The organism is Vibrio sp. Isolate34, assembly GCF_022397915.1.
Classification (GTDB): Bacteria; Pseudomonadota; Gammaproteobacteria; order Enterobacterales; family Vibrionaceae; genus Vibrio.
In genome coordinates, this window is the sequence record NZ_JAKEUO010000014.1 from 73,605 (window position 1) to 86,864 (window position 13,260).

13 protein-coding genes are annotated in these 13,260 nt (G+C 44.1%); 5 read left to right on the top strand and 8 right to left on the bottom strand.

Going from position 1 to position 13,260, the window contains the following annotated elements:
- Nucleotide 1 precedes the first annotated feature (1 nt).
- The 3 genes from L1D22_RS15380 to L1D22_RS15390 form a co-directional block, all read right to left on the bottom strand.
- Nucleotides 2–1,312, bottom strand: a complete 1,311-nt coding sequence (locus L1D22_RS15380) for a peptidoglycan DD-metalloendopeptidase family protein (RefSeq protein WP_239830446.1) — start codon at nucleotides 1,310–1,312, stop codon at nucleotides 2–4.
- Nucleotides 1,313–1,679: 367 nt separating this feature from the next.
- Entirely contained in the window at nucleotides 1,680–1,979 is a 300-nt protein-coding gene (locus L1D22_RS15385; protein ID WP_017630092.1) for an isoamylase early set domain-containing protein, read from the bottom strand.
- Between the two features lie 126 nt (nucleotides 1,980–2,105).
- Nucleotides 2,106–2,759, bottom strand: coding sequence for a hypothetical protein (locus tag L1D22_RS15390; protein WP_239830447.1), 654 nt, complete (start codon nucleotides 2,757–2,759; stop codon nucleotides 2,106–2,108).
- A 32-nt stretch (nucleotides 2,760–2,791) separates the two neighbouring features.
- Here L1D22_RS15390 and L1D22_RS15395 point away from each other — a divergent pair, with 32 nt between their 5' ends.
- The 4 genes from L1D22_RS15395 to L1D22_RS15410 all read left to right on the top strand — a co-directional run bounded on the left by L1D22_RS15395 (nucleotide 2,792) and on the right by L1D22_RS15410 (nucleotide 8,005).
- A complete protein-coding gene (locus L1D22_RS15395) occupies nucleotides 2,792–3,274 on the top strand; it encodes a GFA family protein (RefSeq protein WP_176679365.1) in 483 nt (160 codons plus the stop codon).
- Between the two features lie 150 nt (nucleotides 3,275–3,424).
- The gene (locus L1D22_RS15400) at nucleotides 3,425–4,099 is read left to right on the top strand and encodes a YoaK family protein (protein ID WP_239830448.1); all 675 of its coding nucleotides are present in this window, start codon (nucleotides 3,425–3,427) and stop codon (nucleotides 4,097–4,099) included.
- Between the two features lie 228 nt (nucleotides 4,100–4,327).
- Complete coding sequence (locus L1D22_RS15405) at nucleotides 4,328–5,698, top strand: YjiH family protein (protein WP_239830449.1); 1,371 nt, start codon at nucleotides 4,328–4,330, stop codon at nucleotides 5,696–5,698.
- 435 nt (nucleotides 5,699–6,133) lie between these two features.
- A complete protein-coding gene (locus tag L1D22_RS15410; protein WP_239830450.1) occupies nucleotides 6,134–8,005 on the top strand; it encodes a methyl-accepting chemotaxis protein in 1,872 nt (623 codons plus the stop codon).
- A 128-nt stretch (nucleotides 8,006–8,133) separates the two neighbouring features.
- Here the strand turns inward: L1D22_RS15410 and L1D22_RS15415 are convergent, their stop codons facing one another.
- A complete protein-coding gene (locus tag L1D22_RS15415) occupies nucleotides 8,134–9,540 on the bottom strand; it encodes an alpha-amylase family glycosyl hydrolase (protein WP_239830451.1) in 1,407 nt (468 codons plus the stop codon).
- Between the two features lie 282 nt (nucleotides 9,541–9,822).
- Entirely contained in the window at nucleotides 9,823–10,143 is a 321-nt protein-coding gene (gene ppiC / locus L1D22_RS15420) for a peptidylprolyl isomerase PpiC (RefSeq protein ID WP_017630085.1), read from the bottom strand.
- Between the two features lie 169 nt (nucleotides 10,144–10,312).
- On the opposite strand from ppiC, the gene L1D22_RS15425 reads away from it, so the two are divergent.
- On the top strand, nucleotides 10,313–11,227 hold the full coding sequence (locus L1D22_RS15425; RefSeq protein ID WP_239830452.1) for a chemotaxis protein: 915 nt from the start codon (nucleotides 10,313–10,315) through the stop codon (nucleotides 11,225–11,227).
- A gap of 92 nt (nucleotides 11,228–11,319) precedes the next feature.
- On the opposite strand, the gene L1D22_RS15430 is transcribed toward L1D22_RS15425, so the two are convergent.
- The 3 genes from L1D22_RS15430 to hutX all read right to left on the bottom strand — a co-directional run bounded on the left by L1D22_RS15430 (nucleotide 11,320) and on the right by hutX (nucleotide 13,229).
- The gene (locus tag L1D22_RS15430; protein ID WP_239830453.1) at nucleotides 11,320–11,865 is read right to left on the bottom strand and encodes an ATP:cob(I)alamin adenosyltransferase; all 546 of its coding nucleotides are present in this window, start codon (nucleotides 11,863–11,865) and stop codon (nucleotides 11,320–11,322) included.
- A gap of 192 nt (nucleotides 11,866–12,057) precedes the next feature.
- A complete protein-coding gene (gene hutZ / locus L1D22_RS15435) occupies nucleotides 12,058–12,588 on the bottom strand; it encodes a heme utilization protein HutZ (protein WP_004731858.1) in 531 nt (176 codons plus the stop codon).
- A gap of 119 nt (nucleotides 12,589–12,707) precedes the next feature.
- Nucleotides 12,708–13,229: a heme utilization cystosolic carrier protein HutX gene (gene hutX, locus L1D22_RS15440; protein ID WP_239830454.1), complete on the bottom strand. Its 522-nt coding sequence runs from the start codon at nucleotides 13,227–13,229 to the stop codon at nucleotides 12,708–12,710.
- Nucleotides 13,230–13,260 lie beyond the last annotated feature (31 nt).

The following is a 13,260-nucleotide window of genomic DNA, read 5'->3' on the forward strand; positions in this document are numbered from 1 at the left end:
GCTACTTACTAGCATTATTAACCATTGCTAGATTGCGAGTTTCTAACGCTGCCTTCAATAGCTTGTCGGCTTCATCTCTCGCCGCTGTGAATGTCGCTTTTTCCTTTTTAGGCACAGAATCGGCCATTGGGATATTCGCTTTCATTGCGTCAACAGGGCGACCACGTTCGATCAGTTCATAGTGTAAGTGAGCACCTGTCACTCGACCCGTTTTACCCGACAAACCAATACGTTGACCACGAGATACCGTTTGCCCTTTGCGAACAAGGATCTTGCTTAAGTGCAAGTAACGCGTTTTATAAGTGCTACCGTGTTGGATCACCACATAGTTACCCGCATAAGGGTGTTTACGCGTCATGATCACTTTTCCATCACCCGTTGCTTGAACTGGCGTGCCAACTGGTGTCGCGAAATCGGTACCGTTGTGCGGTGAGATTCGGCCAGTAACAGGGTGTAGACGTTTAGGGTTAAATTGCGAGCTTTGACGCCAGCTGCTGCTTACAGGATAACGTTGGAAAGCACGTTGAAGGCTATCGCCGTCTGCATCGTAATATTGACCATCAGTATGAAGGTAGGCAGAAACAACACGATTGCGGTTAATGATCTTAATCGCTTCAATTTCGCGTTTGCCTGTAGCAACACCATCAACGAATTGCGCTTTCTGAAGCACCTCAAACTGATCGCCAGCACGTAAGTCGCGGCTGAAGTTCAGCTTGTCTTTAAGAAGAGTCACAATATGGTCGATCTCAAGGCTGTTCAGGCCAGCTTTATTCGCCGACATTGAGAAGCTGCCATGAATATCACCCACAAGAGGTCGCTGCTTCCATTCACCTGGAATAGAGATATCTTCAAACTCGTATGTGCCGTCTTCAAGCAGTCGGTAAACCACTTTATCCGCAACACTAAATTGAAGTTCCATTTTGGAAAGGTCGCCCGTCGCCTCGTCACGCCAAAAACGCAATGTGTTACCTGGGCGAAGCGTGTCTAACGCAAGGAAGTTTAAATCGGTTTCCATCACGCTCATCATCGATTTATAAGAAAATCCAAGCTGAGTGAAGATGCTACTTAAGTTATCGCCTGTTTGAATTTGGTACTCAAACGTTGGCGGCTCGATAACAGTAACAGAAGAGGGTGACAGAATAGACTCAATCACGGTTGAGTCGGGTAAATCAAGATCGATCGTTTTCGTCAGATCCGATTGTGACGATTGCAAAGCAACACCAATCGCAGCAATAAGTGGCAGTCCCAAAATAGCTACTTTTTTTACAGGTGAAAGCTCAGCAAACGGAGAGGGAAATATTTTTGAATACACGGTAAACAGGTCTTTCTACGATATAAAGGCATAGGATATGCTTTTCAAACGCATAAATCATCAATGCATTGTCATAATATGACGTGAATCTGTCTACGTAGAGCTAAGTCATTGAGTTGCCGTAAGTGAACGTTCACTTCTCTCCAAATAAAATTAACCGCTAAATTTGAAAATAAAAAAGCAGAAACGGCTAGTTTCTGCTTTCTATTGATTTACGTTATTCCGTTTCGAATAATTAATAAACGAAGCGAATTGGTCGCTGTATTTAGAAAATGAAGCGCTTAAACGACTCAACCCATTATCACGGTTGAAGCAAAACGGCTTAGTTCGAAAAACGCGACTTTTTACCTAAAACAAACGGTCGCGATTAAGCGTTAACCGTCGACACTAGGCAGTTGTCTTCGCCAAATTCATTGGGAATGTAACGGTCGGCATTCGAATCGTTTACCCATTGCTGATCATCAACTAAGTAGCGAAATTGAAACTCGCCATCTTTAGGTAAGCGAGTTTTGAATTTGTAGACTTTTCCTTTCGCCAGTTTTTTCATTGGCGTGGCTTTCCAATCAAGGAAATCAGCAACAATGGATACAGAGTTCGCTTCTTGAGCTTCTAGCTCGAAGGTCACTTCCACTTCATCTTTCGTCTTAAAAAAACGTTTATTAATCATTCGCAAGCTCCATTTGTAAAAGTAAGCAGACACAAGCATAAAAAAGTGTCTAAATTTCATTCATCTTATTAAGATAATATGTAATTTGGCTCACATAAACAACAAATCCTTGCACTAACGAAAACGCTATTGCTTACCAATTGATTGCGTATCAAAAGAAAAGCTCATCAACACCTTTTCAGAAGGGGGTTCTGCAAATGATTGTTCCGCAGAATGCTGAGTAAAGCCGATAAAACCTTCCCCAGTGAGTTTTTTCTGTGATTGCGAATCTGGCTGCTCGGCGACATCCAAAGTCTGAATTTGCACGCGGTCGCCCAAGAAAAGCTGGTCAACTAGCACCACACGGCTTCGCTGCTGATCATGTTTAAACAGACCAAGGTAATAGAATACGCCGCTTCCTTGGTTCGATATCCACATTGGCGCAACGAAAAAGTTCGCGTTACCCAAGGTCACCGCAGAAAGACTTTTCGTATCGACGGACACCACACCGCGCTCTACTCCAGAATCATAACGACCAAACGCGATTGCTTTTGGTACATCGATTTCATTAATAAAGGCGTATGCGTTGGTTTCAGGTACTTTGATTGTCCATGGGTTGGTTGTCTTCAAATCAAAAACGGTTTCTACGACTGGGTCATAACTGACTTGAGAAGAAGGAAACTTAGCTAAGATTTCTTCATCACTTAAGCTAAAACGATAAACACCCGCCAATATCACCACGACCAGCATGACGATTGGAATCAGTAAAATCAGAGGTATAGGCAAGATTTTCTTTTTCATGAGCAATTATATTCTTTTGTTGTCATCCAGTTGTGCAGACCATAAAGGGCTTTAGTATAATTATCAATACAGGGTTAACCAGAAGTGGAGCATGGATGGATATCAATCATATTAAAGACAGAAATATCAGAAGTTGCGAATGTCGCTGTGGAGCCGTCAATCTCGTATGCCGCGGTGAGCCTCAACGCACCTCTGTGTGTCATTGCTATGAATGCCAAAAACGCACAGGAAGCGTGTTCGGCGTTCAAGCTCGGTTCCCAATTGAACAAGTCACACTCAGCGGAGAGGTCACCTCTTTCTCACGCATCAGCGATACAGGCAATGAAGTCACCTATCAGTTTTGTCCTCAATGTGGCACCACTATGCTTTTACAATCTGTTGCCGCTGCCGATTTTTATATCGTCCCTCTCGGGCTATTTAAAGAACAAGATTTTCCACTGCCAAGTTTTTCAGTTTATGAAGAGCGCAAACATGGTTGGGTCAAATTTGACCATCAAATGAGTCACTATAATTAGTGGCTACAACCCTCTAGTATTGCGATAGCACCTGTAAAGAAACAAACTGCAATACTGTTGCCCAAGATCAAATATGAAAGCCCCGCAACGCTAGCGTATCTTTTCGCTAGCGTTATAATCTGCTCCTCTTTTTAATCCAGGGTGAACCACATGATTTCTAAGCTACCTCGCTGGGTTGAATACGGCGCGCTACTGTTAGCAGGCCTTGCTGGCAGCGTAAATGCTATTGGTTTACTTGGTTTCCAACATCAAGCCATCTCGCACATCTCTGGCACCATGTCTTTACTCGGCAGCAGCCTGCTCACCCCAACTTCGGCTTCCGTGCACCTTCTATTGGTGATCACGAGCTTTATGTTAGGCGCAGCCTTCAGTGGATTCTTTATTGAAAACCAAGCACTGAAGCTCGGGCGCCGCTACGGTGTCGCGCTGTGTATTGAAGGTGGGTTGTTGTTCTTGGCACTTTGGGCACTATTACAGGGCTATATGTCAGGCCAGTACTTCGCTTCAGCCGCATGTGGGTTGCAGAACGCAATGATCACGACTTATAGCGGTGCGATAATTCGTACCACACATATGAGTGGGATCATCACGGATCTTGGGATCATGATTGGTGCTCGCCTCAAAGGCATGCCCTTTGACCGCCGCAAAGCCAAACTGCTGATGTTCATCGTTGTCGGTTTTCTATTTGGTGGCTTAACGGGCGCTTGCTTGTTCCAACGCTTCGAAATATTAGCTCTGGCGTTCCCTGCCTCTTTCGCCTTCATCATTGCGTTTAGCTATTGGCTATACTTAACCTATCGAACTGAAACGCCAGTAAATTTATAAATATCTGGCAATATATCCTCAAACTACGTAACATCCGCAACACTTTATTCTAAACTCTTAAGGAGTTGTAGAATAACCAGTGTGAATACTTAGCGATATTTGATGAATAGTATTGCAAGCGATATTAATACTGGGTAACCTTGCACCCAATGAGAAAATACGGACGTTTAGTGAATAAAAATGCCAAGGATGTGGCTTTTTTACGTGTAGAAATTCGAGAATAATAACATGTCTAACAACACGAATACTGCTCAAACAGAGAAATCTAAAGGCAGTTTCTGGGTTTTCTTAATCCCATCATTGATTGGTTTATTCCTTTTCATGGCACCAATCAGCTACCAAGGCGATCTCACCATCCCTGTAGCGATCTTAGCCAAGTCAATTCAAGCGGTTTTCGGTGAGTACCTAGTTTCTATTATCACTGCGATCGTCGCTTTCATGTCTGTAGCTTCCGTTTTAAGCACCATTTTCAAGCCTGCATTCATTACATCGAATTCATTTTTAAACGGCCTTTTCAACCCATCTCCATTGTGGTTGTTGGTTCGTTTGATTGGTGGTGCTGCAGCATTCATGGCGTTCTTCCAAGTGGGCCCAGAGTTTATTTGGGAAGAAAACACCGGTGGTTTAGTGTTAGAAGGCCTGCTTCCTACACTGTTCTCAGTATTTATCTTTGCGGGTTTGCTACTGCCTCTTCTACTTAACTTCGGTTTATTAGAATTGTTCGGCACCCTGTTAAGTAAAATCATGCGCCCAATCTTCAACCTACCAGGTCGTAGTGCTATTGACTGTATGGCTTCTTGGTTAGGTGATGGCAGCGTTGGTATCCTACTTACCAGCAAGCAGTACGAGAAAAAGTTCTACACTCAGCGTGAAGCTGCTGTTGTTGGTACGACTTTCTCGGCAGTATCGATTACATTCAGCCTTGTGGTCATTGCACAAGTAGAGTTAGAGCACTTGTTCCTACCTTTCTACGCAGCAATCTGTCTAGCGGGTATTGTGGCAGCGGTAATCATCCCTCGCCTTCCACCACTAAGTATGAAGAAAGACACCTTCATTGATGGTAGCAAGCCGCATAAAGACGCTGACGCGATTCCTGCAGGTCACTCAACATTCTCTTGGGGTCTTGAGCTAGCAGTAAACAAAGCGTCACAAGTGAAGTCGGTTAAGTCTGTGTTTGGCGAAGGCGTTCGTAACGCAGTAGATATGGTATTTGGTGTACTGCCTGTGGTTATGGGCCTTGGTACCATGGCGTTGGTGATTGCGGAATACACCTCTGTATTCTCATTCCTAGGTCAGCCTTTCATCCCATTCCTAGAGCTACTTGGTGTACCTGAAGCCGTTGCAGCATCTGAAACGATCGTTGTTGGTTTTGCGGATATGTTTATCCCAGCAATCCTTGCAGCTTCTATCGACAACGAGATGACTCGCTTTATTATTGCAGCAATGTCGGTAACTCAACTGATTTACATGTCTGAAGTAGGCGCTCTGCTTCTAGGTAGTAAGATCCCAGTGAACATCATGGAACTATTTATTATCTTTATTCTGCGTACTCTAATTACGCTTCCAGTGATCGCTGGTGTAGCTCATCTAATATTCTAAATTAGATGCTACTTATATAAGTAAATAAGCAGACAGAATTATAAGCCTCACTTTTGTGGGGCTTTTTATTTGCACAAAATATATACATAGAGTGATTTGGAGCTCTATTAAAATATAAGCCCTGCATATCATTCAATTGCATATAATTTATTCACATCACCTCTTATTAATAGAAAACTGAACGCATAGTCAGCAAATTAATATATTCTAAATTCCCCCCTTAAGCCCCGTCTAGCGCCATTCCCCAACTCATTGAACCCAATAATAAAAGTAACAAATATGTGATTTAGTGAATTTTGTATTGTTTGGGTTGTTGTATTTTTGTTGTCTATTTTGTGAAATTACATTCAAGTAAATTTCAATCTCGTCGATATATAATTAGAAAAACACGATTAACTTTAGTCTTCGCAAAGTCTGTGAGAAGGGGAAAACTCAATGAAATTTAGCCATAAGGTGGTTGCTGCATCATCAGCCTTGCTGCTAGTGACAGTATCATTGCTTTCAATACAACAACTTTACACCGTTAGAAGTGCTGTAGAGAATCACGTCAATGCGAGTCTTAATGAGATGGTCTCGGGCGTAAAAAATACAGTCGTATCCGAGATGAATGCCAAGAAAGCTTTGGCGCAATCGACGACTGAAGTCATCGAGATCAATCCTCAAGATCGTACTTACGTAAAAGAAATTTTAGAAAAGCCAAAGCTTAAAAACAGCTTCCTTGCGGTTGGTTTTGGTTATGAAGCAAACGGTTTCGTCATTGAGAATGATGACGGTTGGGAAGCGGGTCCAGATTACGACCCACGAATTCGCCCTTGGTACATTGATGCTAAATCCAAAAACAGTTTAGTTGTTACCGCGCCTTATGTGGATGCATCAAGTAAGAAAGTCATTATCTCAGTGGGTACGCCCGTTAAAGACAACGGCCGCTTTACTGCAGGTATGTTCTACGACCTAGAACTGACCAACCTTGCTACCTTAGTCAACCAAGTGAACTTGTTCGATGCGGGCTACCTATTCCTAGTGACAGCCGACGGCACAACGATTGCTCACCCAAATGCTAAAAACAACGGTGAAACGCTTTCCAGCTACATGCCACAAGCGACTATTCGTGAAGGATCTCAAGAGATCGAAGTAGACGGCAAAATGTTCCTTATTAACTTCACACACATCCCAAGTGAAGATTGGTACATCGGCGCAATCCTAGACGAAGAGATCGCGTTCCAAACCGTTGAAGACCTGAAAAACAGCTCGATGATCTACTCATTGATTGCGGTTATTCTCAGCATCATTGCACTAACGGTTCTGATCCGCGTGTTGATGCGTCCATTGGATGCACTTAACCAAGCGATTCAAGATGTAGCGAGTGGACAAGGTGACTTAACTAAGCGTCTGGATACCAACACAGACCAAGAGTTCTCTGACCTAGCGAAAGGCTTCAACACCTTTACCGAAAACCTGCAAAATCAAATCATCCAATCGAAAGCGATCGGTGTTGAGATTAAACGTGGTACGGAATTCACAGTGAAAGGTGCTGGCGAGTCTGCAAATGCGATGAACACGCAACTGCAAGAGCTTGAGCAGCTAGCGACCGCAATGAACGAGATGGCGGTTACCGCAACAGAAGTAGCTAACAACGCTCAAGGCGCAGCAGCAGCGGCTCGTGAAGCTGACGAAGCAACGCTAGACGGTACCTCTGTAGTAAGTGAAACCACTCAAGCGATTGATAACTTATCTGAGCGTATCGACCAAGCCGTTGCAGAAGTACAAGTACTAGAATCAGCAACCGCAAACATCGAAACGATTCTTAAGGTAATCAACGACATTGCTGACCAAACCAACCTACTAGCACTGAACGCAGCGATTGAAGCGGCACGTGCAGGTGAGTCGGGTCGTGGTTTCGCAGTCGTAGCCGATGAAGTTCGTACTCTGGCGCAACGTACTCAAGAATCGACCACTGAAATTCGTAACATGATTGAGCAGCTTCAAGCAGGCGCAAGCTCAGTATCGAATGCGATGAACCAAAGTAAAGACACCGCAACTGACGCCGTTGAACGTGCTCAGCAAGCAAACTCTTCACTTGATCGTATCCGTGACGCGATTCAACGTATCTCTGATATGAATATTCAGATTGCTTCGGCAGCAGAAGAGCAGAGCTTAGTAGCGGAAGAGATCAACAACAACACAGTTAAGATCAAAGACCTTTCAACACAAGTATCAACAGCAGCTCAAGAAGCGAATACCGCAATGCAGCAGCAAACTGACAATGTTCGCCAACAAGACGAGCTATTGAATAAGTTTACGGTTTAACCACGGTTTAGTTTAATCACCGTTTGGTTGAGTCGCCGCTCGTTTTATCTACCGAGCAATAGCTTAAAATAAAAAGCCCCGCTTACTGATTACCAGTAAGCGGGGCTTCTCTATCTAGTCTATTCGAGTTAACTCGTGACAGGCTTCAATTCGTTCGTTGTCAACATCATGCATTGGTTCGATTCCACCTTGATGGTTAAATCCTTGCCCACACATTCAAACACATCACCCGACAATAAATCGGTTACCGCACCTGTCCAATTTAATGAGGCGGTTTTGCTGCGTTTCGACTTGTTAATCACCACAATGCCTTTGTCACCGCGGACAAATACCAGTAAATCATCATTAGCTTCAACCACACGCATCGCTTCGCCATGAACATGATTATGGAATTGAATCATGCTTTTCATGTAAGGCGCTTGCCAGTCGTTAAGCCAGCGAGGTTGGCCATTCTGATCCAAAATGCCGCTCGTGCTTAATTCACTGTAAACCAGTGGTACACCGCCATCTCGACCAAGGATGAAGGCATGAGCCAATCGCTCGTCCACTTCATCCATCACATGCTCCAAAAACACCTCGTTGTTTGGAATATCATGGGTCACGGCAAAAGTGATAGCTCTCATGTTCGATAGAGCCTGACCAAAACAGTAAGGGTTGATCAGAGACTTAAAACTGCCCTGCTCTTCAAAGGCTTTGAAGATGGTATTGAACAGAGGGAAATCGTACGCACCTAAACGCGTGTGTTTCAGATACGGCTCAAGGAACAGCTCATACTCTTCTTCCGTCGCGCCGCCATCGGTAATGATCTCGCCAAAGATGTGCATTTCTTCACAGATATCATCAGTCCACACCTTACGCAGGTGTGACAGTGTCATGTGTTTTGCAGCATCAATGCGGAAACCTTTCACACCAATCGCTTTCAGAGCTTTTAGGTACGCTCGCTGCTGCGCAACCACATTGTCGTTGTCTAACAATGTTGGCAAACCAGGGTCGCTGGCTCCGCCAGTAATACGTCCGTTCTGCACTTCCCAAGTGTCTTTCCAGTTTTTGATACCAAACGCTTCTACAAAGTCGTTTTCATTAAATAGAGGCTTAGAAAGATCACCAAACAAGCGGATCGATTCGTAATAGTCAGCCTCTTTTTGGTAAGACGCCATATCTTGGAGGTTCGGATACGTTAAGTCACTGCGAATGCCAGACTCGTTTGCCATGTGGTTGAACACCACATCCACATAGGTACGAAGCCCATGTTGCTTTAACGTGTCGACCATCGCTTTAAAATCTTGCGTGTCACCCAACTGATTATCGATCACGCGATAGTCTTGTGGCTGATAGCGTTGCCACCATTGAGTACCAGAATCTCGGTCGCAGCCTTTGGGGCCACGTAACGATTTCATTGCCGGTGAAACTAAAACAGATTTATAACCCAACTCTTGAATCAGTGGGGCGTTCTTCATTACGTCAGCGTAGCACCAGTCAAAGGCATGCAATATGACATCTGTCGCTGGGTTGCTTAAAATAGCTGAACTCTCCATGTTGTTCTCCTACCAAACTCGTTTACAGCTTTTTAGAAAAGGCAAAGGCTAAAAGGCAAAGCTGCATAAATTTCCTCAAGAATGGCATTTATTATATGAGTTACTCATTAAAAACCCTCCTCCTCCTACCAATTACTCACGGTGGATAGTTGAGGGCGTAGCACTAATTATCGCATAACGTCTGGGATGAACACTCAGCCATTGTGCTTTTAAATGCACCCAAAAGTCACAAAAAAGGAGCGTATATACGCTCCTTTTATTCCATCTAACACATATCTTACACTAGGTTCTGTAAAGAACCTTAACTACGTGCCAACCGAATTTAGTTTTTACAAGATGTGGTACAAGCGTCTCGCCAGAGAAACAAACCTTATCAAACTGAGGCACCATTTGACCTTTCTTGAACTCGCCTAGGTCGCCGCCCTTTTTACCAGATGGACAGGTTGAATGTTTCTTCGCTAGCGTTTGAAATTTAGCGCCCTTTTTAAGCTGCGTCATGATGTCTTCTGCTAGTTCTTTATGCTTCACCAGAATATGAAGCGCTGCTGCTGTTCTTGCCATGATAATTCTCAGTTTGTTGCTGTCTGCTTGTCGACTAACCATCGACAGCGAGTATTTAGCGTGATTTTAACCCAAGAAACACCATTCTTCACTCTATAACCGAAAACAACCGTCTTAAAGCCCCTAAAAACAGTAGAGTTACTTGCCGCGACTGCTATTTCCCTTTAAATTATTCTTTATAAATTAAGCGTGTAGTAAATAGGAGCCAATTATGGCCAAACCGATCAGTAAAGCGAGTCAGTCACAGGGAATGTTGATGTTCAAATTGTCCCTCACTCAAAGTTTTGCGATTGGCACGCTTAAAGTCAGGGAAATCGTTCCTTTTCAACCGATGACCCAAATCCCCTACTCTCACCACCATGTGATTGGCACCGTGACCATTCGCGATCTTACGGTTCCTGTGATTGATATGTCTGCCGCGATTGGCTTTCGCCCGATCACTCCCGCTGAATACAATGATTGTGTACTCATCGTGACCGATTGTTTAAGAACGGTCGTGGCATTCTTGGTTCGCTCAATCGACAAAATCATTGAATGTGATTGGAAGAGTATTGAATCGCCACCAGCGAGTGTCGGTCGCAATGTATTTGTGACAGGCATTACTCGCTTTGAAGATCGTATCGTCCAAATGCTCGATGTCGAACTACTGCTCTCTAAGATCTACCCAGATTATGAGAATGCGCATATTCCAATGCTGACCGATGTAGAAAGGGAGCGACTCAAAGCGCTGAACATCCTATTGGTGGATGACTCTCTGATTGCGCGTAAGCAGTTATCTGATGCCCTAGACAGCATCAACATTCCTTATAGCATCTGTAATAACGGTTTGGATGCAATCGACCTAATGCGACGCCAAGCTAGCGCAGGCAAAGCGATTGACCTTCTTGTAAGTGACATTGAAATGCCGGGACTGGATGGCTACGAACTTGCGTTTGAAGTACAAAACGACAGTGCATTGAGTCATGCTTACTGTATTTTGCATACCTCACTATCGAGTGAGATCTGTGTTGATCGTGCGAATCAGGTAGGTGCCCATGAAGCGCTTGAGAAGTTCAATGCGGGTGAGTTAATCGAAGCCATGCTGCGCGGCGCAAAAGTCTTAAACAACGCCTCTACAGCTGCTTAGGGCTATTCACGAAGCTAAACCAACATCAAGTTCAAGGGTTTAGCTTCTTCAATTCTTAGTTTTTCATCTCTTAACCAAAATAGAGCTCATAGCTAGCCTTTCTTTTTGGGCATCGAATAGCTCTTACTCACGAATTCCACTTCCTCGACCTCATTGACATGATTAGTGAAAGACGCCAAGGCATACAGTGTGTTCGCGACTAAGTTAGCGTATTTGAAAAGAATCGGGTCGGGTGATTTTTTACTTTCATAGTGCTCAATGCTTACCAAAGCTCGCACCACTTTCTTAGCCTGACAACGACACAAGTGAAGCTCGCTCGATACTCGATTTCCACCAGGTAATACAAACCCTTTGAAGCCACCTTCTAGCTGCTCACGGATACGGTGGTAATCTTGCTTAAGCTCGACCAGTTCCGATTCAGTGATCGCTAACTTCCCACGCACGGAACCATTCAAATGGTAGATGTTCGGCTGCAGGCGTTGTAGGATCTCGCGAACTTGTGGTTCCAATTCCAATGACAGCACCAATCCAACTCGGCAGCAAAGCTCGTCCGACAGAATCTCAAAATCACAGATAGGACTGTCTTCATAAATAAACGGGTAACAGAACTCGTCCCAATCTCGACTTACTGGTTTCACGTAGCGATCCTTACACATAAATATTAATCAGACGCCAATATACCAAACTCTTTGATTTAGTCTGATTTTTCTCACATCAACGTTAGTGTGTTTACAACGACTTTTAGACGTAAAAAAAGGTTCATCGCGGATTAGCGGGAACTAAAAAAACCCTCACATTGGAGGGCTTCTTAAATAACCAGTTAAACGAGATTACTCGTTAGATACTTTTTTGTGGCCTTCTTGCAGGTGAACGAAATCTACTAGGTCGTCACCCGATACTTGGTATGCCTGACCAAAGCCTTTAACGAACAGGCCGTTCTCTGCTTTAAGGTTGAACAGAGAGAAATCTTGAAGCTGGCTCAAACCATCGATGATCTCGCCGAAGCGCTCTTGCATCTGGCCGATCACTTGAGTCCAAAGCTCCGTTTCACGTTCTACAACGCTCGCTTGCGCATCAAATGTTAGACGCTTACGTGCGTAAAGCTGCTTCGAGCTCTCTTCGTCTTCAATCATCATCAAAGACACTTGAGGGTTTGCTTTCAAGTTACGAGCATGACGAGCAATATCAGAAATTAGAACAAAGTAACCTTCTTGGTTCTGAACGAAAGGTGCGTAACTTACGTTTGGGCGACCTTCTTCATCAACCGTTGCAAGTTGAAGGGTACGGCGCTCTTGGCGAAATTCTTTAATTTCTGGACCTAGGCGACCTTGTAGACGTTCTTGTTTTACTTGCTGTTCCATGGGTAATTCCTTTATTCACTTTCTCTGATTTATTATTTTTGCTCGAGGTTGAGCGATCATTAGCGAACTAAACGATCCTCGAGCATTGATGTCTTATTAACTATTACTGCTGATTCTGTTTAAGCTTGTGCTTTTAGCGCTTTGAAGCGTTCTACTTGGTCGGCAATAAGCTCACGCTTTTCGTTGCGGCCTAGGTAGATCTTGAAAATGTTCTCGCCCGTTTCACTGAAGAAGCCGAAGTAATGACTTTCACGACCCATGAAAGCCTTGCTCACCAAACCAACGTGTTTGATGTTGTCTAGTTTCAGATGGCCATGAAGCTCGCCCTCTTTGCCCATTAGGTTGTAGTAACCACGAGCGACTTTACCTTTAGGGAACGGCGCTTTTACTTCGAAGATTGAGCCGAATGAATGCATAATTGTGGTCACTGGGCCCCAACCAACTAAGCCTTCTAGGATCTCTTGGGCACGGCTGCCATCTAACATCACCGCCATGTCGTTTGGAAAAGCAGCGACTACTTCAACTTCTGAAACGCCTAGCTTCTCAGCAATCGCAGTAGGAAGCAGTTTAGGTTCTTCTTCTAGAATGCGTGCGACACGTTGTTCTAGAGTTTCTGTCATTTCTAATGTTGTATCTGTCATTGAATATGTGTCCGTATAAACGAGTAATTTA

Coding starts and splice junctions, on each gene's coding strand:
- L1D22_RS15425 (WP_239830452.1), top strand. CDS start 10,313: ATGGCCAAACCGATCAGTAAAGCGAGTCAGTCACAGGGAATGTTGATG.
- L1D22_RS15405 (WP_239830449.1), top strand. CDS start 4,328: ATGTCTAACAACACGAATACTGCTCAAACAGAGAAATCTAAAGGCAGT.
- L1D22_RS15390 (WP_239830447.1), bottom strand. CDS start 2,759: ATGAAAAAGAAAATCTTGCCTATACCTCTGATTTTACTGATTCCAATC.
- L1D22_RS15385 (WP_017630092.1), bottom strand. CDS start 1,979: ATGATTAATAAACGTTTTTTTAAGACGAAAGATGAAGTGGAAGTGACC.
- ppiC (WP_017630085.1), bottom strand. CDS start 10,143: ATGGTTAGTCGACAAGCAGACAGCAACAAACTGAGAATTATCATGGCA.
- L1D22_RS15400 (WP_239830448.1), top strand. CDS start 3,425: ATGATTTCTAAGCTACCTCGCTGGGTTGAATACGGCGCGCTACTGTTA.
- L1D22_RS15410 (WP_239830450.1), top strand. CDS start 6,134: ATGAAATTTAGCCATAAGGTGGTTGCTGCATCATCAGCCTTGCTGCTA.
- L1D22_RS15415 (WP_239830451.1), bottom strand. CDS start 9,540: ATGGAGAGTTCAGCTATTTTAAGCAACCCAGCGACAGATGTCATATTG.
- hutZ (WP_004731858.1), bottom strand. CDS start 12,588: ATGGAACAGCAAGTAAAACAAGAACGTCTACAAGGTCGCCTAGGTCCA.
- hutX (WP_239830454.1), bottom strand. CDS start 13,229: ATGACAGATACAACATTAGAAATGACAGAAACTCTAGAACAACGTGTC.